The following is a 21,305-nucleotide window of genomic DNA, read 5'->3' as shown; positions in this document are numbered from 1 at the left end:
GTCGCTGCCTGGTGTTCGGGTACCCGGCACGGTTCGCGGACAAACCCCGGCCGCGGTCAGCCGAGCAGGTCGACGACGGCGCGCTCGACCCGCAGCGGATAGGGCGGTGCGGCGTCCGCGCGGAGGCCGGCCACGACGGCGGGCGGCAGCACCGCGCCTTCGTGGAACAGGTCGATCAGCCGCGGGTGAATGTACGCGGAGCGGGCGATCGAGCGGGTGTTGCCGAGCCGCTCGGCGACCTCGTCGATCACCTGCAGGACCTGGGTCCGGCGGCGCCGGTCGGTGCCGGCCGGGTCCGCCAGCGCCAGCAGGAACCCGGCCTGGACGGTGGCGTGCCAGGTGCGGAAATCCTTGGCGGTGAAGTCCGGGCCGATCACCGTGGCCAGGTAGTCGTTGATGTCGTCGGCGGTCAGGTTGTGCCAGCGGCGACCGTCCTTGAAGGCGAGCAGTTCGGTGCGCTGCGCCCGCCGCCGGGCGAGGGTCCGGACGACGTCGGCGGCCAGCCGGTCGGTCACCTCGATCTCGGCGAGCTCACCCGACTTCGCCGGGAAGACGAAGGTCATCGTGGCGCCGGAGAGGTGGACCTGGTCCGGCCCGAGCGAGGCCAGGCCGAGGCTGCCGTACCGCTGCTTGTAGGACTCCGAGCCGACCCGGAACAGGCCGCGGTCGAGCAACCGGAACGCCGCGGCCAGCGCCTTCGCCCGCGGCAGCCCGGTCGCCTTGAGGTCGCGGACGACACGCCGCCGGGCGGGCGGCAGCCGCTCGGCGAGGCCGAGGATCCGGTCGAACTTCGCCTCGTCCTGCCGCCGGCGCCAGTCCGGGTGGTAGAGGTACTGGACCCGGCCGTCGCTGTCCGTACCCACGGCTTGGAGGTGGCCGTTCGGGTCCGGGCAGATCCAGACGTCGGTCCAGGCCGGCGGGATGGCCAGGGCCCGGCACCGGCGGACCTGGTCGTCGGCCAGGGCCGAACCGGCGTCGTCGAGATAGCTGAAGCCCCGCCCGCAGCGCCGGCGCCGCCAGCCCTTGGTCCGGTCGGTCACCCGGCGCAGGCGGGTCACCCGGAACCGTCCTCAGGAAATCCCCGATCCCGTCGTGATGGCCTGCCATTCTGGGTACCTTGCCGGCCGAGCCGGTCTCGGCCGTCGATCGGCCTGTCCCGAGCGAATGGAGGTCGCATGACCCGTACCGAGTTCCATGTCGTGCCCGACCGGGGCGCGTGGGTGATCGAGCATGCCGGGCGGTCCCTCGGCCGGCACGACAGCTTGGCTGCCGCCGTCGTCGCGGCCAACGACCGGGCGCGGCGGGTGCAGCCGTCGCGGGTCATGGTCCACGACGAGGACGGCCGGGTCTTCGACCAGGCGAGGCCTGACGCCCCGATCCCGGCCCGCACGTGATCATCGCCGGTCGAGTTCCGGGTGCGGCTCGGTGAACACGCAGAACTCGTTGCCCTCCGGATCGGCCAGCACGACGAAACTCTCCGAGCCGGTCTGACCGACGTCGCAGTGCCGGGCGCCCAGCTCGAGGAGGCGGGCCACTTCGGCCTCCGGGTCTGCCGCGCCGAAGTCGAGGTGCAGCCGGTTCTTGACCCGCTTCGGATCGTGGGTCGGCTGCAACCAGACCGAGGGCCCGGTGCTGCCCTCCGGCGGGTGCAGGTGGATCGACTCCGTACGGGCCGGCTCGGTCGGGTAACCGAGGGCGGCGGACCAGAACTCGGCCTCGCGCTGGACGTCGTCGACATCGAGCGTCCACTGGGCAACGGCGATCGGCATCGGGGGGCCACCTTTCGGTCGAGTGCTTGCCGGTTGAGGTTCCCTCCCCGCGGTGTCCTCAAACCCGGCGCTCGCGCCACCGACGCATCGTCAAGGCCGCATCGCGCATCTCGCGCAGCAGCAGGAGTTACGCCGCAGAGAGCGGCCGCACATCAGCGAGGATCTGACCGCGGATGTACTTGTTGATCGACTTGCGCGCGACCAAGTCGACCGGGCGACCAAAGATGTCCGCGAGCTCGTCCTCGAGGTCGAAGAGTCTGAAGCCGAGGCGAGCGTGGGGCTTCAAGACGTACAGAAGATCGACGTCGCTCTCCGGTCCATCCTCCTCGCGGGCGGAGGATCCGAAAACCTCCAAGGACGCGACACCGTAGCGCTCACATACTTCGCGCAAGCGCTCCAGGTCGGCCTTGGTGATGAGCACAGTGAAAGATTAGCCGAGAAGCGGCGAACGGATACGGCACGCGCGACTGTCCGCCAGGCCGCCTTCCCGGTCGCGCGGTCGCTCGAACCTCGGCGCCCCTCGCGGGATTGACCCCCACCGGTTCCGGGTACGGGAGCGGTGAGCGACTGAGGAGGGGTCATGACCATCGGGAACTGGGACGCCTGGAACTTCCGGTCCGAGCCGAATGAGGCGTGGCCGTTGATGGCCAAGCTGGTCGGCTTCCGGGTCCACGCCACGGACGGCGAGATCGGCAAGATCACCGACGCGTCGACGGAGGAGAACGCGAGCTGGATCGTCGTCGACACCGGGCCGTGGATCTTCGGCCACCAGGTCGTCCTGCCGGCGGGCACGATCAAGCGGGTCGACTGGGAGCACGAGTCGGTCGGCGTGGATCTCAGCAAGCAGGAGGTGGCGGACGCGCCGCCGCCGGAGACCGAGTTCGGCTCGGTCCAGGACGAGGAGTACCGGGGCCAGTTGGGTACCTATTACGGGACCGTCGTCACCTCTCGTTGATCTTGGAAGGAGTCCGATGGAGCAGGGCAGCGTGTGGCTGGCGACGGCCGAACTGCCGCGGCACCCGGCGCTCGCCGCCGATCTCGAGGTCGACGTTGCGGTGGTCGGCGGCGGACTGGTCGGACTGACGACGGCGCTGCTCGTCGCTCGCGACGGTGCCCGGGTCGCGGTGCTCGAGGCCGCCGGGATCGGCGCCGGCACCAGCGGCCGGACCACCGGGAAGGTGACCTCGCAGCACGGGCTGATCTATGCCGACCTGGCCGACCGGCACGGCGGGGACGTCGCCCGCGGCTATGCCGAAGCCAACCAAGAGGGACTGGCGAAGGTCGCCGAACTGGCCGGGCAGCTCCCGGTCGACTGCGAGGATTCTCGGCTGCCGGCCTTCGCCTACGCGGTGCGGCCCGAGGGCCGGGAGCGGATCGCCGCGGAGGTGTTGGCGGCGCAGCAGGCCGGCCTGCCGGCGACCGGGACCACGGACGTTCCGCTGCCGTTCCCGGTCTCGGCGGCGATCCGGTTTGATGATCAACTTCTGATCCATCCCGGCCGTTATCTGGCCGGATTGGCCGGTGCGGTGTCGGCCGCCGGCGGAATGATCTTCGACGGGACCAGGATCGGGGAGTTCGACAAACGTGGCAACGACGGAGTGCGGCTCACCGCGGTGAACGGGGTACGGGTGCACGCGGACCGGGCCGTGCTCGCCACGCTGCTGCCGCCCGGCCTGGTCGGCGGCTACTTCGCCCGGACCCGGCCGACGCGGTCGTACGCCCTCGCGGTGACGCTGCGTGGTCCGGCTCCCGAGGCGATGACGATCTCGGTGGACGACACCCCGACCCGATCACTGCGGCCGTGGCGATCGGACGGGCTGATCGTGGTCGGGAATGATCATGAACCCGGTGCGGAGGCCGACACCGAAGCCGGCTATCGCGACCTGGAGACCTGGGCCCGGGCGAACTTCGACGTCGTCTCGGTCGATCACCGGTGGGCGGCGCAGGATTACCGGACGCCGGACCGATTGCCGTACGTCGGCCGGACGCCCTTCAGCAGCCGGATTCTGACCGCGACCGGCTTCGCCAAATGGGGCCTCAGCAGCGGCACCGCGGCCGCCCTGGTGCTGGCGGACCTGATCGCCGGCCGGCCGGGCCGCCCGTGGCAGTCGATCTTCGACGCCACCCGGATCGGTGACGCCGCGTCGGTCGGCAGGTTGATCAAGGACAACCTCTCGGTCGGTACGGAGTTCGTCGGCGGTCGGTTCGGTGCGGCGGGCGATCCGGCGGACCTGGCACCGGGCCGGGGCGGTCTGATCATGCTCGACGGCAACCGGCTGGGCGGTTACCGCGATCCCGGCGGAACCCTGCACGCTGTCACCCCGACCTGCACCCACCTCGGCTGCCCGCTGCACTGGAATCAGGCCGACACGAGTTGGGACTGCCGGTGCCACGGCTCGCGCTTCGACGCCGACGGCGCGGTGCTGGAGGGGCCCGCGGTCGAGCCGCTGGCCCGGCACGAACCGGCGGAATGATCAGGAACCGGACCGCAGATCCACCTCGCGGAGCGGATCGCCACCGTCGATGAAGAGCCGGCCGTGCGGCGCCAACGCGGCCGCGAGCCGAGCCCGCGCAGCCACGCCGGCGACCGGATGCCGGCCGTCCAGGGCGCCGACCCGGACCGCGAAGGCGAGATCGTACTGCGGCTCGCCGGGCTCGAGTTCGAAGTCCTCGACGGCGACCCGGCGCAGCCGGAGGACCCCGGCGGCGATGAGGTCCGCGGAACCGTTGCTGGCCTGCTCGATCGCCGTCGCCGAGCGGTCGATCATGAGGATCGTCCCGCCGCCGGTCAGCCGTTCGGCGACGGCGCGGGCGGCGGCACCGGGCCCGCCGCCGATCTCGAGCACCCGCAGGCCCGGGGTCAGCGGGAGGGCGTCGACGATCTGCCGCAGCCGCGGTGAGAGCTCTGCCATGAGAGTGATCCTTTCGGTCGAGAAGGGTTGTCGTCCGGTAGGACCGCCGCGCGAGGGCAGAATCGTCGCTGATCAGCACCGAGTTGGATCACGTCTGGCAATGGCCGACCTCAGGCAGCTCAATGAATCTTCCAGTCGCTGGGCGGATCGGGACGACCGATTGACTGCCGACATCCGACGATTTAGCTTCGAACGGGACGGCGAGGTTTCCACCGTCGCCCGGGGCCCAACCGTGAGGGTGATCATGACCGGCACATTGACTGCCGCCGAACTGGACCATTTCGAGACCGAGGGTTTCCTGCTCAAGCGGGGCCTGCTCGACCCGGCTGCTGATCTTGCGCCGGTGCTGAGCGAGTACGCGGGCGTTCTCGACGGCCTGGCCGAGCAACTGCACGCCGACGGCATGATCAGCTCGACGTACGCGGAGCTTCCGTTCGCCGACCGGGTGAACGCGGTGTTCGCCGAGAGTGGCCGGGACCACACCCAGCACTTCGACTTCTCGCTGCCGCAGGGCGGGACCAAGCCGGACACCCCGCTCTGGGTCGGCCCGGCCGTGTTCGCCTTGCTCCGCAACGCCGCGATCCTCGACGTGATCGAGTCGATCATCGGCCCGGAGATCTGGTCGAATCCGGTGCAGCACGTCCGGCTCAAGGTCCCCGAGCACCTGATGCCGCCGGATCCGGAGACGGGCCGGCCGAAGAACGTCGCCACTCCGTGGCACCAGGACAACGGCGTGATCACCGAGGACGCCGATGACACCGAACTGGTCACGGTCTGGCTGCCGCTCGGCGACACCGATCCGGCCAACGGCTGCCTGATGGTGAAGCCGCGCAGGCACCGGGAGGGACTGCTGCCGCACTGTCCCGGGAACTCGCCGATGGGCGCCCGCCGGGGCGGCGTCGGCGGCCTGGCGATCCCCGGGATCCACCTCGGTGGCGAGACCCTCGACCTGCCGATGGCGGCCGGTGACGTGCTGTTCATGCACCGGCGCACCCCGCACGCCGCGCACCGCAACACCAGTGATCATCTCCGGTGGAGCTTCGACCTGCGCTACCAGCCGATCGGGCAGCCGTCCGGCCGTGACGCCTACCCGGGCTTCGTCGCCCGCAGCGCGGCCGATCCCGGTGCGGAGCTGCGCGACCCGCAGGCCTGGGCCGACTCCTGGTACGCCGCTCGGGCCGCCTCCGAGCTCCCCTCGGACCGGCGCTTCAACCGCTGGGACCCGGACGCCGCCGCCTGCGCCTGACCCGACGGCCGTTCCCTGAGCCCGTCGAAGGGGCAGCTGACTTGCCCTTCGACAAGCTCAGGGAGCGGTGCAGTATTCATCGAATGAATCCTTGACCGGTGCGCGAACTCGTACCTACTCTGTAACAGAATTTGCGCGAATCAGTGCAAATCTGAACAGGGGAGGGTTCATGCAGCGTCGTACGTTCCTTGCCGCCTGCGGAGTCGTCGCGGGCACGGCCGGGTCGATGATCACGGGCACCGCGGCGGCCGCCGACGCGGTCCGGGTGGACAGCCTGGACGGGCTCCGCCGGGCGGTTGCCGAGGCCCGGCCGGGTTCGGTGATCGTCCTGGCCGCCGGCAGCTATCAGGTCCCGGCCGGGGAGCCGCTCGCGATCACCGGCAAGCACGGCACCGAGCGGGCACCGATCATGATCAAGGCCGCCTCGGTCGGCGGGGTGGAGCTGACCGGTGAGCAGAGTTTCGACCTCACCGACTCCTCCCACCTGGTGATCAGCGGCTTTCTGTTCCGGCAATCGACCACGCTGGAGGTGCCGGCCGACTGTCACCACGTCGAGCTGTCCCGGAACTCGTTCCGGCTGGCCGATCTGGAGGGCCTGCACTGGGTGATGATCCGCGGTGATCATTCCGTGGTCGATCGCAACTCGTTCTCCGGCAAGTCCACCCTCGGCATCTTCCTCGGCGTCGAGGGCGGTGCCGGCGCCGACGTGATGGCGCAAGGCGTCAAGATCACCAGGAACCACTTCACCGACCACACGTTCGCCGGCAGCAACGGCGGCGAGCCGATCCGGCTCGGCCTCAGCGGGCGGGCGCTCGGCGACGCCGGAGCCCTGGTGGAACTGAACCTGTTCGAGCGCGTCGACGGCGACCCGGAGGCGATCTCGGTCAAGTCGTCCGGCAACCTGATCCGGCACAACACGATCCGGGACTCGCTGGGCGGCATTGTGCTCCGGCACGGCAACGGCAACCGGGTCGACGCGAACCATCTGCTCGGCGGCCGGAACGGGATCCGGATCTACGGCGATGATCACCTGGTGATCAACAACTACCTGCACGGGATCACCGGCTCCGGGATCGTGCTCGGCAGCGGCAGCGTCCGTGATCATCTGCCGGGGGAGTCGCCGGAGTCGCGGCGCGGCAACGACGCGCCGGACCGGGTCACCCTCGCCCACAACACGGTGATCGACTGCGGCACCGGGATCAGTGGCGAGTCGCACCGGACGCTGCCGCCGCTGGACTGCGTGCTGGCCGACAACATCCTGGTCGGCGCGGCCGGCCGGCTGACCAACCTGCCGTTCCAGGACGGTACGGCCTGGGCCGGGAATCTCTTCTGGGGCGAGGCTCTGGACGGTACGGCGCCGGCCGGTGGCTTCCGCCGGATCGACCCACGGCTGGCTGCCGGACCGGACGGCGTGCACCGGCTGACGCAGGGGAGTCCGGCGATCGGTGCCGCCTCGCGCCGGCACCCAGGCGTCGGTCATGATCTTGACGGCGACCAGCGCGGTCGGCTGCGCGACGTCGGCGCCGACGAGTACGCGACCGGGCGGCCCCGGTTCCGGCCGCTGGTCGCCGCGGACGTGGGACCGCTGGCCCGGTGAGCGGCGTCGACGAGGTCGTCCGTGCCCAGCTCGACCGGCTCCGGCTCGACCTCGTCGTGGCCAGCCGGATCACCCGGGTGCCGCGTTCCTGGGCCCGGCCGAGCCAGCCGGATCCGTACAGCAGGCTCTATCTGATCTTGTCCGGCGAGGGTCTGCTGCGGGTCGGTGACACGGAGCTGTCACCGGGCCCGGGTGATCTCGTCTATCTGCCGGCCGATCGTCCGGTGGCGTACGGAACGGTCAGCGACGACACGTACCTCAAGCACTGGCTGCATTTCTCCGCCCTGATCGGCGACAGCGATCTCGGCGAGGTGCTCGAGCTGCCGTACGTGGTGCCGAGCCGCGATCCCAAGATTGCCGCCGGACTCTTCGAGCGGGTGGCGGCGATCGACCGGGACCCGCCGACGCTGGCCACCCCGCTGCGCCTGCGGGCCGCCCTGTCGGAACTGTTCGGGCACTACCTGGAGAGCGCGCCGCCCGGCTCCGTGCGGCTGGCCGGGGGACCGCAGCCCGAGGGAGCCGGCGCCTTCCGGCGGGTGGTCCGGTTCGTCGACGGTGCGCTCGCCGAGTCACTGACGCTGGACCGGCTGGCCGCCGAGGCGGGCCTGCCGCCGGCCGAGTTCGCCCGCCGGTTCAAGATCGAATTCGGCCTGTCGCCCAAGCAGTACGTGAAGCGGGCCCGGATCGAACACGCGCAGCGGGAGCTGGTCGACACCGACCGGCCGATCGAGGAGATCGCCGCCGACGTCGGGATGGACCAGTCCTACTTCAGCCGCGCCTTCCGTCAGGTCAGCTCGATCACGCCCAGCGACTACCGGCGGCTGTACCGACCATGATCAACGCCAGGGAGCGTTGGGCTTCGGCGGCTCGACGTACCGCCGCCGGGACGGGTCGGCCAGCCAGGGTGGCGGTGCGGGCGCGGTCGGCTCGTAGACATTCGTGCCGGGCGGGACGATCTCGTCGATCCGGTCCAGCGCAGCGTCGTCGAGCCGGGCCGGCGCGTCCAGGATCGACGTGAGTTGATCTTCGGTACGGGGACCGAGCAGCACCGCACTGACCGCGCGATGGCTCAGCGGGAAGGCTGCCGCGAGGGCCGGCAGGGTACTGCCCAGGTCCGCGGCGACCTTGATCAACTCCTCGACGGCGTCGAGCTTGCGCGCGGTCACCGGGTCGGCCGGGTCGAACCACTCCGGCCGCAGCCTGGCCCGCGCTCCCGGCTCGGTCGTGGTGTCGCCGCGCCGGTAGCGGCCGGTGAGGAAGCCCCAGGCCAGCGGGCTCCAGGTCAGCACGCCCATGCCCTGCCGCTCGGTGACGACCAGCACGTCCCGCTCGATCCCGCGGGCCAGCAGGTTGTACGGCGGCTGCTCGGTACGGAACGGCCGCAACCCGTGCCGGTCGGCGATCCGCTGCGCCTCGACGAGCTCGAACGCGGGGTAGACCGAACACCCGAAGACGCCGATCTTGCCGGCCTGCTGCAGGTCGGTCAGGGTGGCCAGCGTCTCGGTCAGGTCGGTGTCCCAGTCCGGCCGGTGGATCTGGTAGAGGTCGACGTGATCAGTGTCCAGCCGGCGCAGGCTCGCCTCCACGGCCCGGGTCAGGTGGCGGCGGGAATTGCCGCTCCGGTTCGGACCCTCGGCGAGCGGATAGTGACCCTTGGTCGCCAGCACGACGTCGTCGCGATGTCCCTTGAGTGCCTTGCCGACGATCTCCTCGGATTCGCCGGCCGAGTACATGTCGGCGGTGTCGATCAGATTGACGCCGCGGTCGAGGGCGGCGTGCAGGATCCGGGCGCACGCCTCGTGATCGGGATTGCCGGCCGAGCCGAACATCATTGTGCCGAGGGCGTACTCGGAGACCTCGAGGCCGGTCCGGCCCAGCTTGCGGTAGCGCATGATCACGAGAGTAGGTCCGCAAGAAAATTTGCGCAAATATGCTTGCTAGGCTGGGCGGATGCGAGACGGTTCACCCGGTGACGTCCGGCAGGTCCACGATGCCCGGGCGCTGGCGGCCCTCGGTCATGCGGACCGGTGGCGAATCATCGATCGGCTCGCCGTGTCCGGCACGGCGACCACCGGAGAACTGGCCGATGCCCTCGGCCTGGCCACCGGCAGCATCTCGCACCATCTGAGGGTGCTCGCCGAGGCCGGGCTGGTGGAGCGGGCGCCGGACGGTGACGACCGGCGGCAGCGTAGTTGGCGGCTGGTCAGCCGCGGCCTGCGCTGGAGCCCCGCCCAGTTCCGGGACAGCGCCGCCGAGGCGGTCGCGACGGCGGCGGACGGAGCGCTGCTGGCCCGCCAGTTCGAGAGCGCCCGGGCCTTTCTCGCCTCGGCCGAGGAGCCGTGGGACGAGGCCGCGTACGGAAGCCATGTCTGGCTCCGGCTCACCCCGGCCGAACTGGTCGAACTCGGCGCCGAACTGGACGAGCTGCTGCTCCGCTGGCGGCGGCGCGAACTCCCCGACGACGGCGCCGAGCGGACCACCGTCCTCGCCTTCGCCCGCGCCTTCCCCACCGACCCCTGAAAACCCCGCCGACCGGTCACAAAAGCAGCGGTTTTGGCGGCGTGTCGCTGCAGAGTTGACCGGTCACGGCGCCCGGCCACGCCTTCAACCTCACCCCGAGTCGCCGTGCCCATCGAGCCGGATGTGCCCTCGATTCAGTCGGTCTCCTTGGGGTGTCCCAGCGTGGCCACATCCAGCCACACCGTCTGCCGACCGTCGTCGATCCGATACCAGAGACGACCTCCGCCGGTCACCTCGAGTTGCCACACCTCGAGGCCGTCCTTGGTACCGAGCGCGCCCTTGAGTCGGTGCTGCCGATGGTCCGGCCGGCTCGGTCGGGGATGGGATCGGAGCACCTGCCAGGCACGCAGCGCGTTCCCGGTTGCCTGGGCGCAGACGTCTTCCCACCCACGCGCGGCTTCGTTGGTGCCATACCTGACCTCCCACTCATCAGGGCCCGGAGGTGGTGCGACTCGCTCCCTCCGCTTCGGAGCCATGGCCGGTTATGCCGTCGGCCGAGTGACCTGGCCCGCATCGACGGTGTCCGGACTGCGAAGGGCGCGGAACAGTTCGGGATCCGCGTAGACCTCGGCGGAATGACGCCACTGCTCGATGAGATCGAGCATCGGAGTGAAGTTGTCGAGTTCTTCGCAGGCCTCCATGACATCGATCAGCTCTCGGGCGAACTCCAGCCGGTCCTCGTCCGGGAGGAAACGAACCCAGCGGAACACCATCGGGAGCAGGTCGAGCAGGTACTGCGACCTGGTGGTCGGGCTGGCCATGATCGCCCGCAGGAGCCGGATGGCGACACCGACGACCTCCTGATCTTGGCTGGCTTGAGTGGCCGCGACCAGGACCAGGTCCTCGGCTCCGCGACGGTTGAGTCGGAGCGCATGCCGAGGTGCCCGGTTCAGCTTCTCCACCGTGTCCTTGGGAGACTGAATCAGTTCCGAGAACGTCACTTCCTGCAGATTCTGCGGCATACTTCAAAGGTACCTTTGAAGTCACGGGCGGACAAGCCGATGGGTGATCAACGCGGCCAGCAGCGCTCGCCGGCGATCCAGGTCTCGCCGACCCGTACCTCCGCGAGTTCCTCGGCCGGCACCGTGAACACGTCGCGGTCCAGGATCACGAAGTCCCCGGCGGCACCCGGCTCCAGCACTCCGACCGGACCAAGATCGGCAAGCGTCCGGGCCCGGCCGGTGTAGAGCAGTAGGGCCTGCGGCACGGTGACGGCCTCGGGGCGGCCGATATCGGTGCCGTCGTGGGCGATCCGGCGTACGGCCGCGGCGACGGAGCAGAACACGTCGTCGGCGTCGTCCCAGGCGGTGGCCGGGCGGTCCGAAGTCAGCGCCAGCGGCAGGTCGGAGTCGTAGAGCGCCCGGATCGGGTACGCGACTCGCGCCTGGTCCGGCCCGAGGTTGTTCCGGTAGGCCGAGGTCTCGGCGAACAGGAAGATCGTGTGCGTGGCGATGCCGAACCGGACCCGGGCCCGGGTCAGTCGATCCACCAACTCCGGCGCGACCAGGGTCGCGTGCTCGATCCGTACCGACGGAAGGCCGTCCAGCCACGGCTCGTCGTCGCCGAGCAGGTCGACGACGCGGTTCAGGGCCCGGTCGCCCATCGCGTGGACGGCGAGTTGGACCCGGTTGCGGCGGGCCCAGCCGGCGGCCTCGCGCAGTTCGTCGTCGCCGATGCTGCGGAGGCCGTGCTCGCAGGAGTCGGGGTACGGGTCCTCGACCCAGGCCGTCCGGTTCGAGAAGGCGCCGTCGGCGAACACCTTGATGCCGGCGATCCGGATCGGGCCGGTGCGATCGTCGTCGGTCAGGTCGGCGAGTTCGGGCTGCCAACCGGGATAGAGCGCGACCCGCGGCCGGAAGCCGAGCTCACGCGCGGCCCGGAAGGCCGCCAGCGGGTCCGGTACGAAACTCGACAGCAGATCGCAGACGCCGGTCAGGCCGTGGGAGAGGAAGTGCTCGTTCAGGTCGGCCAGCCGCCGCGCGATCGTCGCAGTGTCGGGCTCCGGGATCCGCTCCGCGACGGCATCGACCGCGGCGATCTCGGTCAGCACGCCGGTCGGGCTGCCCTCCGCGTCGCGTTCGAAGCGGGCGCCCGGCGGGTCTGCCGTCGCCGCGGTGATGCCCGCGAGTTCGAGGGCACGGGTGTTGCACGAGGCCGAGTGGCCGTCGCAGCGCCGGACCAGCACCGGCTGCGTGGTCGACACGCGGTCCAGGTCGGCCGCGTTCGGTGTCCGGCCCTCCGGGAATCGCGCGTCGTCGAAGCCGGTGCCGAGGATCCAGGTGTCCGGCTTGCCGTACGACGGATGCTCGCGAAGCCGGTCCAGCAACGCGGCGAGCGAGGACACCCGCGGCGGCAGGCAGTCGATCGCGTCGGCCTGGGCGGCCATGACCGCGGGATGGGTGTGGACGTCGAGCAGGCCGGGCAACACCACTCGGCCGCCGAGGTCGGTGCTCGGCTCGCCCGTCACCTCGGCCGCGTCGCCGACCCAGCTGACCCGGCCGTCCTCGATCCGGAACGCGGTCGCGAAGTCGTCCTCGGCGCGGCCGGTGAAGACCTTCGCGTTGCTGAACAGCCCGTCGCTCATCGACACTCCCGGCCGCGGCGCAGCGGCTGGATGATCATGGATTCAGCCCGGTGATCATGGACCATCAGACGAGGGTAGCGGCGAGGACGGCGTCGCCGCGGACCGGGTCGACGTGGTGCGCGGCGACCCGGCCGAAGCCGGCGGCCAGCAGGGATTCCCGGTGATCCTCGATCGTCATCGCGTTGCCCGCGCCGAGCGCCTCGGCACCGCGCCGGGCGAAGGCGTCGGCCAGCCGAGGCTCTCGCCGGGCGTCGCTCCACCACTGCTGCCAGCCGGCCAGCGCCTGCCGGTCCGGCACCGTCGGGCCGAACCGGTCGGCGTTGATCAGGGTGGCGCCGCCCGGCAGTCGTTCGGCGAGCCGCCGGTAGAGGTCGGCCACCTCGTCCCGGCCCGGGTAGTGCAGCGCCCGTACGGCGACGACGACGCGCGGACGGGACGCAGCGAGCCAGGCGGTGTCGCGGAAGTCGGCCTCGATCACGTTGACGGCGTGCACCTCGCGGGCGAGCAGGAGCAGGACCGGGTCGGCCTCGACACCGGTGAGCCGTGGCCGGTCCCCGACCCGGGCGCGGAGGGCGGCCAGCAGGGATCCGGTGCCGCAGCCCAGCTCAACGACCGGTCCGCTGGACGCCCGGGTCAGGTCGGCCACGAGCGGAAGACAGCGCTCCAGGCCGGGGCCGAACCTTGGCTGCAGCAGTTCGAACCGTGCCGCCAGGATCCCGAGCTCGCTCACCGTACGGCCGCCGGACGCCGGCGCAGCAGGGCGGTGAGCATGATCAGGTGCGGGAACTCGATCAACATCCCGGCGACGATGGTGGCCACCACGGCCGGCCGGTCCGGGAAGGTGACCGCGGCGATCGCGATCATCAACGGCGCGTTCCGCGCCGACGTCGTCATGGTCAGGAGGACCTGGTCGGGACGGTCGAAGCGGCCCGCCCGCCGAACCAGCTCGCCGATCGCGAGCATGATCAGGAAGAAGGCCGCGACCGTGCCCAGGATCCGGGGCAGCCCGGGCAACTCGGCGACCAGCGTGTCGGCGTGGCCGGCGAAGATCGTGACGATCAGCGCCGCGATCGTCCACGGCACCAGCCGTCGGGCGGTGGCGATGATCACGTCGACCGCTGCGCCTGGCAGCAACGACCGGATCAGTTGCCGGGCGAGGACCGCGGCCAGCAGGGGAGCGACGAACCACTGTCCGACCGTGATCGCGATCGCCTCCGGCCGGTAGCCGAGGTCGGCGGCACCGAGCACGGCCCAGTAGACCGGGCAGAGCAGCAACTGGGCGATCAGGTTGATCGGCAGCAGCACGGACCCGGCCGCCACGTTGCCGTCGGCGAGCCGGGTGAAGCCGAGGAACCAGTCGGTGCAGGGAGCGGTCAGGTAGATGATCAAGCCCAGCCAGACCTCCGGCCGGTCGCCGCCGAACAGCCGGGCGATCAGCACCGCGAGCAGCGGCACCAGCAGGAAGTTGATCAAGAGCGCGACGACGATCACCCGGCGATGGCGGCGGAACCGGCGTATTCCAGACAGCCCGACGTCGAACAGCAGCAGGAACACCAGCAGCAGCACCAGAGCATCGGTGCCGGTGGCGAGTACGGCGCCGGCCGGCGGACTGGCCAGGCCGACCAGGGTTCCGATGATCACCGCAGCGACGAGCAGGCCGGGCAGCAGCGGGCCGACGGCGGCGGTCCGGCCGGTGGCCGCGGCCGGCGGGGTCAGCAGGCGCATTCCGTACCACAGCAGGAGAGATCGTCGGTCCACATGCCGGCCGAGCGCCAGTACTCCAGGGCCGAGGCGTCGCGGCCCAGCCGGTCGGCGACGGTCCGGGCCACCTGAGCGAACCGCTGCCGGAACTTGTAGATGAAGCAGAATCTCAGTTGGTCGTGCCGCAGGCCGGCGCCGGCCAGGAAGACGCCCGGGGTGGTGGTCGACTCGTCGTTGGCGTCGACCAGTGGCCACCCGTCCGGGCGCCGGGCGAACAGCGGGCTCGCCGGACCGAGCCCGGAGCCGTAGCCGGTGGCGACGATCGGCGCCGAGTCGGTGATCAACTCCGTCCCGGTGCTGGTGCGGGCTCGGTAGCGGCCGTCGTCCAGCGCGGCGAGTTCGGTGATCCGGGCCGTGCCGATCAGTGTGAGCCGCCCGGTCTGCTGGGCGGTCCGGAGCCGTTGCCGGGTTCGCGGTGCCAGCAGGAACGACGGGTCCGAGCCCTGCCGGGCGTCCCACGGGTGCTCCGGGTCGACGACCGTCACCTCCGCGCCGTGCCCGATCTGGTGGCAGGCGAGGTCGATGCCGGACTCGTACCCGCCGATCACCAGCACCCGGCCCTTGCGCGGAGCCCAGGCCGGCTCGGTCGAGGCGTGCTGGCCGAGTTCGGCGCCGTCGAACGTCGGCCGCCCCGGATCGCCGAACTCGCCGCCGGCCCAGACGACGGTCCGGGCCCGCAATGCTCCCCGGGAGGTGGCGAGCCGGAACCGCCGCGGCTCGGCATGGATCCGGTGCACCTCGGTACGGGACCGGACCGCGATCCCGAAGTGCTCGGCGACCGCACCGAGATAGCGGGCGTAGCCGGGTCCGTCGGGGTAGTCGACGCCGAGCGAGAACGCCGGCGAGGTCATCGGATGCACGGCATTGAGGTCGGTGGCGCCGAAGCCGTTGCCGGTGAACGAGGGCGTCAGGAACCGCTGCTCGGCCGGCCAGTCCAGAAACGTCTGGCCGATCCGGCCCCGCTCGACGACGGTCCAGGTCAGGCCCCCGATCGCGGTCAGGGCAATCGCCGTCCCCAGTCCCGCCGGACCGGCCCCGATGATCACGCAGTCCAGCTCCCGACTCGTTCGTCGCGCCACGCCCGGCCTCCTCTTATTGAAAATGGATGTCAATAAGATAGAGCAGGTACGTGCTCGTGGGGCGACCGGGTCAGCTGATGGGACTCACGGGGCCCGCTTCCTGCGACGTACGATCCGGCCGATCGCGGCGACCGGGTCCGGCCCTGACGCACCCGGGATCGCGTGACCACGGCCGGCTGGGCCCCTTCAGTTCCGAGCTCGTGACCTACCAGCCGAGGACAAGGTCGCCGGTCGGGTGCCGAAGCTCGAGCTTGCGGTCGCCGAACGCGGAGCGGCAGTACGCATTCTCGAACCGCGGGTAGTCGGCCAGTGAGATGGGTGCTCCGTTCACGACAAACGGGTCGTTCCAACCGAACTGAACACGTCCGCAGGACGGAGAGGCATACTCCATTCCCCAGGCATCCCCGGAGACCTCCGAATCCACAAGGCCGTCAACGAACTCTTCGAAGGAACCGCAGGTTCTGGCGCTGCCGAGCTCACAGATCCACACATTGTTGTGGCCACGCGCGACGAGATCGTAATGATCGGCGACCTCGGGACGAACACAATCGGCGAACCACTCCGACGGAAGTCGGGTCTCCGGGTCGTCACGTTGCCAATGCGTCGGCATCAACGAGTACAGACCCACGTACGCATCACTGCGTCGCCCCAGAGTCCAGTTGCCCCGCTCGACCACGTCCTCAAAGTGGCCCTGCGGAAAATAGGCGTGCGTGAAAAGCTTGGGATACTGCGGATGATACGCGAGGTCAGGTCGAATGTGGTACAAGCCGACGAAAATGTTCCGGTAGGCCATCCCTTTGGGTAGTACGCCATCACCGATCCAATAGTTCGGACGCCCGGCAAGGTTCGGAGAGCCCGGATGTGTCGTATAGACCACTGCCTTTCCGCCGAGCGATGCCTTCCAGACCTGCTGCTGATAGGCGGCCTTTCCGTACCGATACTGCTGCACCGCGCCGAGCATGAACTCCCGCGTCCGATAGGTGTACACATTGGCCTGCTCCATCGCCGTCGGGTCTGGATTGCGATCGTACGGCTGGCCCGCTGAATCGAGAATGCGATAGTAGTCGTGATAGGCCTTGATCAGAGGGTACATTCCATAATCCTCCGGGCAGAACTCGACCGACGACTGCACGACGTCTCGATGGTTGTACATCTGCGCACCCCAGAAGAACATGAGGTCGCGCGGATCGTCCGGCCGAACGCCGTACTTCGGGGCATCCTCGACGGTCAGGCTGTGGCGTTCGCGATTCTCGAACTCAGGAGGATCGTCCGCGCTGATGGCGTCCAGGACGTCGGGAATCACGTAGGAGGATGACACCGCGAACCCGAGGACGAAATGATACTGTTCCGGCGCGCCGCCATGACCCCAAGTACAACCACTGCAGTCCCCGCACGTCCTGAAGTGCCGGATTGATCGCTTGTCTGAAGTAGGTCCGCCCCTGGGTGCCGCCAAGGTCTCCATCGAACGAATTAAGCAGAGTATGAAACATGATCAGGCTGATCACGTCGCCCGCCTTCTTGCGGATCACCTCATCCGGTGCGAAGTCATAGAGGTTCAGAAGTGCCGCCAGGTCCTCCGCGTAGTAGCAGGAGGAGTTCCACTCGCTGAAGCTGAACCGCATTCTCCAGTCAAGCCAGCGCGTCAGCATCTGCTCCGCATGTTCACGGTGCCATTGACCGCTTCTGCCGTCATTCCCGAACACAGCGTCAGGGCCGAGCAGGTTTGCCGCGAGGTACTCGTTCGAGTGAAAAAGGATCTGATGGTTCTCAGTGAAGTAGCAGCCACCTGGTCCGCCCGGTTCGTCCATCCAGTAGCGGTCTGCTTGAAGGGTGCCCAGCAACTCCTCTCGAATCTCGGCCGGCAGGATCTTCGACTCCGGGTAACGGTAAAGGATTCGGAGAATGCTCGCTTGAGCGAAGTCGCAGCAATCCTCCCGATCGCGGATGGCCTGGATGGCTGCCGCGTACGAGGTCCGCTCGGCGGCCGCGACTGTCTCCCCGCGGCGCTCGAGTTCTAGCCGAGCGAGCTCAATCCCGATCAGGTTGGGGAATCGCTGTTGCATTCCGGAAGGTACCGAATCGACCGCGTCCTTCAACATCGATATCCCTCGACTGTCGCGATCCGCGGCGTGCGTCGTCCTGGCTGAGTACCCAGTCGCCATTGTCGTCCCTCCAGAGGTTCCCTGTGGTTTGCGTGCTCTCCGTGACCTTGAACCATCCTGACGCACGTCGTCCGGGCAGGGGATTTCCGCGTCGCTAGGGTTGGGGTCATGACAGTCGGAGCACGGGGGAGTGGTGATGATCTTCGGCTCGTCGATGATCACCGGATCGGTGCCGGCGTCCGCGAGGTGATCGTCTACGGCCGGGACTGCCCGGAGCTGGCCGAGGCCGGGATCTCGATGGTCGGGCTGTCGGATGTGTTGGACGAATTCCGCTTCGTGCGTACGGATCCGGCCGAGGCCCAGCTGCTCGCCTGCCGGGACGGCCGCGGCGCGGTCTGGGTGGACGGGAAGTGGGTCACCTGCCGGCCCGGCTTCGCCTACCTCACCCCGTCGCACGCCCCGCACGCCTACCGGGCCTACGAGAACACGCCGTGGTCGGTGGCCTGGGCGTCGTTCCGGCCGCTCCGGGCCGGCGTCGCCGGGCCGCTGCTGCGGCCGGTCGAGGCCGAGCTGTGGACCCAGTTGATCAAGGCCCTGCACACGGAGCAGGCCGGCGCCGCCGATCCCGAGGTTGTCCGGATGCTGAGCGGGCTGATCACGCTCTACCTCTCCCGGCAGCTGGACACCGGGGCGGATCCGCGGCTGGCCCGCCTGTGGCGAACGGTCCGGCAGCGGCTCACCGACGACTGGACCCTGGACCGGCTCGCCGAGCAGGCCGGGATGAGCGCGGAACACTTGCGCCGGCTCTGCCTTCGCGAGTTCGGTCAGACGCCGTCGGCGATGGTTCGGGGCCTGCGGATGGAGCAGGCCCGGCTGCTGTTGCGGACCACGGACCTGACGCTCGCCTCGATCGCCCGGCAGACCGGCTACCGGGATGCGTTCTCGTTCTCCCGCGCCTTCCGACGCGTCGTGTCGATCAGTCCCGACCGCTGGCGCCGCCGGCACCGCTGACCCGGGTGTTCCACTTCTGCCGGCGCTCCGGATCGGCGAGCAGTTCGACGAACGCGCCGCCGACCACGGACCTGGCTTGGAACGGCCCGCCGACGTCGGCGACCCGGCCGTCGTCGGTGTGGTATACGTCGGTCAGCGCGATCCGGGACGGCGTCTCGTTCAGCCAGCGGTAGGCCGCGTTGATCATGATCGCCCGGAAGTCGGCGTCGTCGATCAGCGCAGCGGTCCACAGCGACCAGTCGAACTTGGTGTAGCTCTCCCGGTTGTCCAGCGGCAGGCCGTACGGGTTGATCTTGGTCCGGTAGTACGCGAGCTCGCGCTCGATCACCGTGCGCGGCACCAGGTCGAGGCCGAGCAGCCGGTCCCAGACCAGGTTGTACTTCTGGCTCCAGGTGTCCTGGGCGCCGAACGCGAGCGCCGTGTGATCATCGAGGTCGGCGTCGGCGTACCACTGTTTGATCATGGACTCGGCCGTGGCCCGGTAATCGGCCGCCGCGGCCGGATCGCCGAGCGCGGCCGAGATGTCCGCGTAGCAACGGATGCCGACGATCGCCTTCGCGGCCAGGTTGACGTTGTCGGCGAACGGACCGGCGAAGTCGTCGGTGCACAGCTGCTCGGCCGGCGAGGCCCCGTGCTCGACCAGGTAGTCGGCCCAGGTGCGCAGCAGCTCGGGGTGCCGCTCGGCCAGGCTCCAGTCGCCGGTCAGTGTCCCGAGCGCCCCGATCAAGATCAACATGTTGCCGCACTCCTCGAGCGGCATCTGGTGATCCTCGGTGTCCTCGCCGCCGCCGTACACCTGGCCGTTGGCCAGCGGATAGGTGCCGAGGTCGTGCGGCGCGTACCGGAAGCGCCAGCGCGGCGACGCCGCGTAGTCCATGATCGGCAGCAGCTGGGCGATCAGCAACTCGGGCCGGAACAGCAGGAACATCGGCGCCGACGGGTAGGTCACGTCGACGGTGCCGATGCAGCCGTTGGAGTAGTTCTCCTTGGAGAAGTAGAGCAGCGTGCCGTCGTGGTCCTGGACCAGTTTGTGCGCCGCGAGGCACTGCCGATAGGCGAGCGAGGCGACGGCCGCGTACTCGGGACCGCCGACCGCGGCCAGGTCGGCCTCGACCTCGGCGTCGAAGGCGACGCAGCGTGCCTTGATCGACGCGAATTCGGCGGCGGCCCGGCGCAACAGCTGCTCGGCGGTCAGGCCCTGCGCCCGCCAGTACGGCCGCAGCTTGCGCTGGTGGTACTCGATCGAGAACTGGTCGTCGTAGGCGACGATCAGGTGGCGGGTCTGCGGACGGTCGCGGCCCACGGTGAGGGAGGCCGTGCAGGCCGCCGCGGGAGCCTTGCGGCCGGCCGGTGCCGGGAACTCCAGCGAGTCGCTGGCCGGCAGCGGTTCACCGGCGGTGAAGGCGTCCAGCGCCGCGCCGCCGTGCACCATCACGGAGCGATCGAACTGGCCGTCGGCGAAGGCGAGGTAGGCCCAGCCCCAGTCGATCCGAAGATCATCACCGCTCCGGTTCAGCACCCGCTGATCGGCGTTGCCGAAGCCGGCGACCATCAGCCCATCGACCGCCGGCCGCACCGCGACCACGGACTGGGTGCCGCTGTCGACGCTCAGTTGGGCCGGCAGCTGGAAGAACAGCTCGACGTCATGATCATCACCGTCGACCGACTCGACGCCGAATTCGAGATAGGTGACCGGCCAGGACAGCAGGACCAGGTCGTCCGGCAGCGCCGGGGTGATGAAGCTGAGCGTGAGCCGTACCCCGAGCTCCTCGAACCGGTAGACCGTCCGGGTCGGATGCACGGCCACGTCGAGCTGCGGCATCGCCTCCGCGCCGTGCCGCCCGATCACCCGCCGCGCCGTGCCATCGATCCGGATCGCACCGACCAGCGGCTGCACCGCCGACGTCCAGTGCTTCGTCGGTGCGTCGGTCAGCCGGTCCGCCATGGACCAGACGCTGAGGTACGGATCGACGGTGATCAACGGGACCGCCGGCGGGCGCAACGCTGCAGAACTCATGCCCCCGAGCCTGCCCCGCCCCACCCCACCGGACCATGGCCCCGCTCCACCTCTCCCTACCCCGAATCCACGCCACGCACGACACGCTCAGGGAGCGTCGTGGCTTGCCCCTCGACATCGGATCAGTGAACCGACTGCTGCTCGGTGCTGGAATTCCTGGTCCGGCAGCCCTAGCCTCGGGTCGGTGCGAATTCGGCAGTACGTCTACCTCGCCCTGACCAGCAGCAAGGTCTCGGCCGTTCAGATCGGCCGGCGGATCGGCCTGGAGCCGGACGAGGTCGGGGTGCTGGGCAGTCGCCGGGCCGATCCGCCGAGACCGCCGCGGCACAGCTGGAAGTTGGTCTGCCGGGAGCCCGGGCTGCGGGTGGACGAGCAGATCGGGCAGGTGCTCGAGCGGCTCCGGCCGCACCGGGACACGATCGCCGAGCTCGCCCGCGAACTGCGCCGCGACGACCCGACCCACGGCGGCGGGCGGTTCTTCGTGGTCCGTAACTTCGATCACGAGGACGGCGAGGAGGAGCTGCTCAGCCCGCCCGACGCCGAGCTCCAGAGATTGCCGGGCCAGCACCAGTTGCTCGGCTTCGACCTGGACGCCGAGCTGATGGCCTTCCTGGTCGATGCGGAAGCCGACCTGGACGTCGACGAGTACGGCTGAGCCCGGCGAAATCCGCACCCGCGGCACCCGCTTCGTGGCACGCTGCTCCCAG

22 protein-coding genes are annotated in these 21,305 nt (G+C 69.8%); 9 read left to right on the top strand and 13 right to left on the bottom strand.

Going from position 1 to position 21,305, the window contains the following annotated elements; all coding sequences use genetic code 11:
- Nucleotides 1–56 precede the first annotated feature (56 nt).
- Nucleotides 57–1,058, bottom strand: coding sequence for a DNA topoisomerase IB (locus tag BKA15_RS03765; RefSeq protein WP_179748220.1), 1,002 nt, complete (start codon nt 1,056–1,058; stop codon nt 57–59).
- Nucleotides 1,059–1,175: 117 nt separating this feature from the next.
- Here BKA15_RS03765 and BKA15_RS03760 point away from each other — a divergent pair, with 117 nt between their 5' ends.
- Nucleotides 1,176–1,394, top strand: coding sequence for a DUF2188 domain-containing protein (locus tag BKA15_RS03760; RefSeq protein ID WP_179748218.1), 219 nt, complete (start codon nt 1,176–1,178; stop codon nt 1,392–1,394).
- Here BKA15_RS03760 and BKA15_RS03755 read toward each other — a convergent pair whose 3' ends face one another.
- A complete protein-coding gene (locus BKA15_RS03755) occupies nt 1,395–1,769 on the bottom strand; it encodes a VOC family protein (protein WP_179748216.1) in 375 nt (124 codons plus the stop codon).
- Nucleotides 1,770–1,896: 127 nt separating this feature from the next.
- Nucleotides 1,897–2,190 carry a nucleotidyltransferase family protein gene (locus BKA15_RS03750; RefSeq protein WP_312878811.1) on the bottom strand — a complete coding sequence of 98 codons (294 nt, stop codon included), beginning with the start codon at nt 2,188–2,190 and terminating at the stop codon, nt 1,897–1,899.
- 159 nt (nt 2,191–2,349) lie between these two features.
- Here BKA15_RS03750 and BKA15_RS03745 point away from each other — a divergent pair, with 159 nt between their 5' ends.
- Nucleotides 2,350–2,724 (top strand): PRC-barrel domain containing protein, encoded by a 375-nt coding sequence (locus BKA15_RS03745; protein ID WP_179748214.1) that lies wholly within the window; start codon nt 2,350–2,352, stop codon nt 2,722–2,724.
- A gap of 16 nt (nt 2,725–2,740) precedes the next feature.
- Nucleotides 2,741–4,243, top strand: coding sequence for an FAD-dependent oxidoreductase (locus tag BKA15_RS03740; RefSeq protein ID WP_179748212.1), 1,503 nt, complete (start codon nt 2,741–2,743; stop codon nt 4,241–4,243).
- Here the strand turns inward: BKA15_RS03740 and BKA15_RS03735 are convergent, their stop codons facing one another.
- Nucleotides 4,244–4,681, bottom strand: a complete 438-nt coding sequence (locus BKA15_RS03735) for a methyltransferase (protein WP_179748210.1) — start codon at nt 4,679–4,681, stop codon at nt 4,244–4,246.
- A gap of 244 nt (nt 4,682–4,925) precedes the next feature.
- Here BKA15_RS03735 and BKA15_RS03730 point away from each other — a divergent pair, with 244 nt between their 5' ends.
- The 3 genes from BKA15_RS03730 to BKA15_RS03720 all read left to right on the top strand — a co-directional run bounded on the left by BKA15_RS03730 (nt 4,926) and on the right by BKA15_RS03720 (nt 8,360).
- Complete coding sequence (locus tag BKA15_RS03730; protein ID WP_179748208.1) at nt 4,926–5,927, top strand: phytanoyl-CoA dioxygenase family protein; 1,002 nt, start codon at nt 4,926–4,928, stop codon at nt 5,925–5,927.
- Between the two features lie 169 nt (nt 5,928–6,096).
- Nucleotides 6,097–7,524 (top strand): polysaccharide lyase 6 family protein, encoded by a 1,428-nt coding sequence (locus tag BKA15_RS03725; RefSeq protein WP_179748206.1) that lies wholly within the window; start codon nt 6,097–6,099, stop codon nt 7,522–7,524.
- Nucleotides 7,521–8,360 carry an AraC family transcriptional regulator gene (locus BKA15_RS03720; RefSeq protein ID WP_179748204.1) on the top strand — a complete coding sequence of 280 codons (840 nt, stop codon included), beginning with the start codon at nt 7,521–7,523 and terminating at the stop codon, nt 8,358–8,360. Before BKA15_RS03725 ends, BKA15_RS03720 begins: the two co-directional genes overlap by 4 nt.
- On the opposite strand, the gene BKA15_RS03715 is transcribed toward BKA15_RS03720, so the two are convergent.
- Complete coding sequence (locus tag BKA15_RS03715) at nt 8,361–9,416, bottom strand: aldo/keto reductase (RefSeq protein WP_179748202.1); 1,056 nt, start codon at nt 9,414–9,416, stop codon at nt 8,361–8,363.
- A gap of 58 nt (nt 9,417–9,474) precedes the next feature.
- Between BKA15_RS03715 and BKA15_RS03710 the strand changes: the two genes are divergently transcribed.
- Complete coding sequence (locus BKA15_RS03710) at nt 9,475–10,044, top strand: ArsR/SmtB family transcription factor (RefSeq protein WP_179748200.1); 570 nt, start codon at nt 9,475–9,477, stop codon at nt 10,042–10,044.
- A gap of 482 nt (nt 10,045–10,526) precedes the next feature.
- Here BKA15_RS03710 and BKA15_RS03705 read toward each other — a convergent pair whose 3' ends face one another.
- The 7 genes from BKA15_RS03705 to BKA15_RS03675 form a co-directional block, all read right to left on the bottom strand.
- Complete coding sequence (locus BKA15_RS03705) at nt 10,527–11,006, bottom strand: DUF6247 family protein (RefSeq protein WP_218871052.1); 480 nt, start codon at nt 11,004–11,006, stop codon at nt 10,527–10,529.
- 47 nt (nt 11,007–11,053) lie between these two features.
- On the bottom strand, nt 11,054–12,628 hold the full coding sequence (locus tag BKA15_RS03700; protein ID WP_179748198.1) for an amidohydrolase: 1,575 nt from the start codon (nt 12,626–12,628) through the stop codon (nt 11,054–11,056).
- Between the two features lie 64 nt (nt 12,629–12,692).
- Nucleotides 12,693–13,358, bottom strand: coding sequence for a class I SAM-dependent methyltransferase (locus tag BKA15_RS03695; RefSeq protein ID WP_179748196.1), 666 nt, complete (start codon nt 13,356–13,358; stop codon nt 12,693–12,695).
- The gene (locus tag BKA15_RS03690) at nt 13,355–14,353 is read right to left on the bottom strand and encodes an arsenic resistance protein (RefSeq protein WP_179748194.1); all 999 of its coding nucleotides are present in this window, start codon (nt 14,351–14,353) and stop codon (nt 13,355–13,357) included. Before BKA15_RS03690 ends, BKA15_RS03695 begins: the two co-directional genes overlap by 4 nt.
- Nucleotides 14,341–15,468, bottom strand: coding sequence for an NAD(P)/FAD-dependent oxidoreductase (locus BKA15_RS03685; protein ID WP_312878809.1), 1,128 nt, complete (start codon nt 15,466–15,468; stop codon nt 14,341–14,343). The genes BKA15_RS03690 and BKA15_RS03685 overlap by 13 nt, the downstream gene beginning before the upstream one ends.
- A 205-nt stretch (nt 15,469–15,673) precedes the next feature.
- On the bottom strand, nt 15,674–16,771 hold the full coding sequence (locus BKA15_RS03680) for a hypothetical protein (protein ID WP_179748192.1): 1,098 nt from the start codon (nt 16,769–16,771) through the stop codon (nt 15,674–15,676).
- Complete coding sequence (locus BKA15_RS03675; RefSeq protein WP_179748190.1) at nt 16,725–17,567, bottom strand: hypothetical protein; 843 nt, start codon at nt 17,565–17,567, stop codon at nt 16,725–16,727. The genes BKA15_RS03680 and BKA15_RS03675 overlap by 47 nt, the downstream gene beginning before the upstream one ends.
- Before the next feature lie 171 nt (nt 17,568–17,738).
- Between BKA15_RS03675 and BKA15_RS03670 the strand changes: the two genes are divergently transcribed.
- Nucleotides 17,739–18,581 carry a helix-turn-helix transcriptional regulator gene (locus BKA15_RS03670; RefSeq protein WP_179748188.1) on the top strand — a complete coding sequence of 281 codons (843 nt, stop codon included), beginning with the start codon at nt 17,739–17,741 and terminating at the stop codon, nt 18,579–18,581.
- Here BKA15_RS03670 and BKA15_RS03665 read toward each other — a convergent pair.
- Nucleotides 18,547–20,598 carry a glutaminase domain-containing protein gene (locus BKA15_RS03665; protein WP_179748186.1) on the bottom strand — a complete coding sequence of 684 codons (2,052 nt, stop codon included), beginning with the start codon at nt 20,596–20,598 and terminating at the stop codon, nt 18,547–18,549. The two genes, BKA15_RS03670 and BKA15_RS03665, sit on opposite strands and share 35 nt — an antisense overlap.
- Before the next feature lie 184 nt (nt 20,599–20,782).
- Between BKA15_RS03665 and BKA15_RS03660 the strand changes: the two genes are divergently transcribed.
- Nucleotides 20,783–21,253 carry a DUF4279 domain-containing protein gene (locus tag BKA15_RS03660; protein ID WP_179748184.1) on the top strand — a complete coding sequence of 157 codons (471 nt, stop codon included), beginning with the start codon at nt 20,783–20,785 and terminating at the stop codon, nt 21,251–21,253.
- The last annotated feature ends 52 nt before the right edge of the window (nt 21,254–21,305 follow it).

This window comes from Microlunatus parietis (assembly GCF_013407955.1).
GTDB classification, from domain to species: Bacteria; Actinomycetota; Actinomycetes; order Propionibacteriales; family Propionibacteriaceae; genus Microlunatus; species Microlunatus parietis.
The sequence above is the reverse complement of the archived record's forward strand: the minus strand, read 5'-3'. Positions and strand labels throughout refer to the sequence as shown.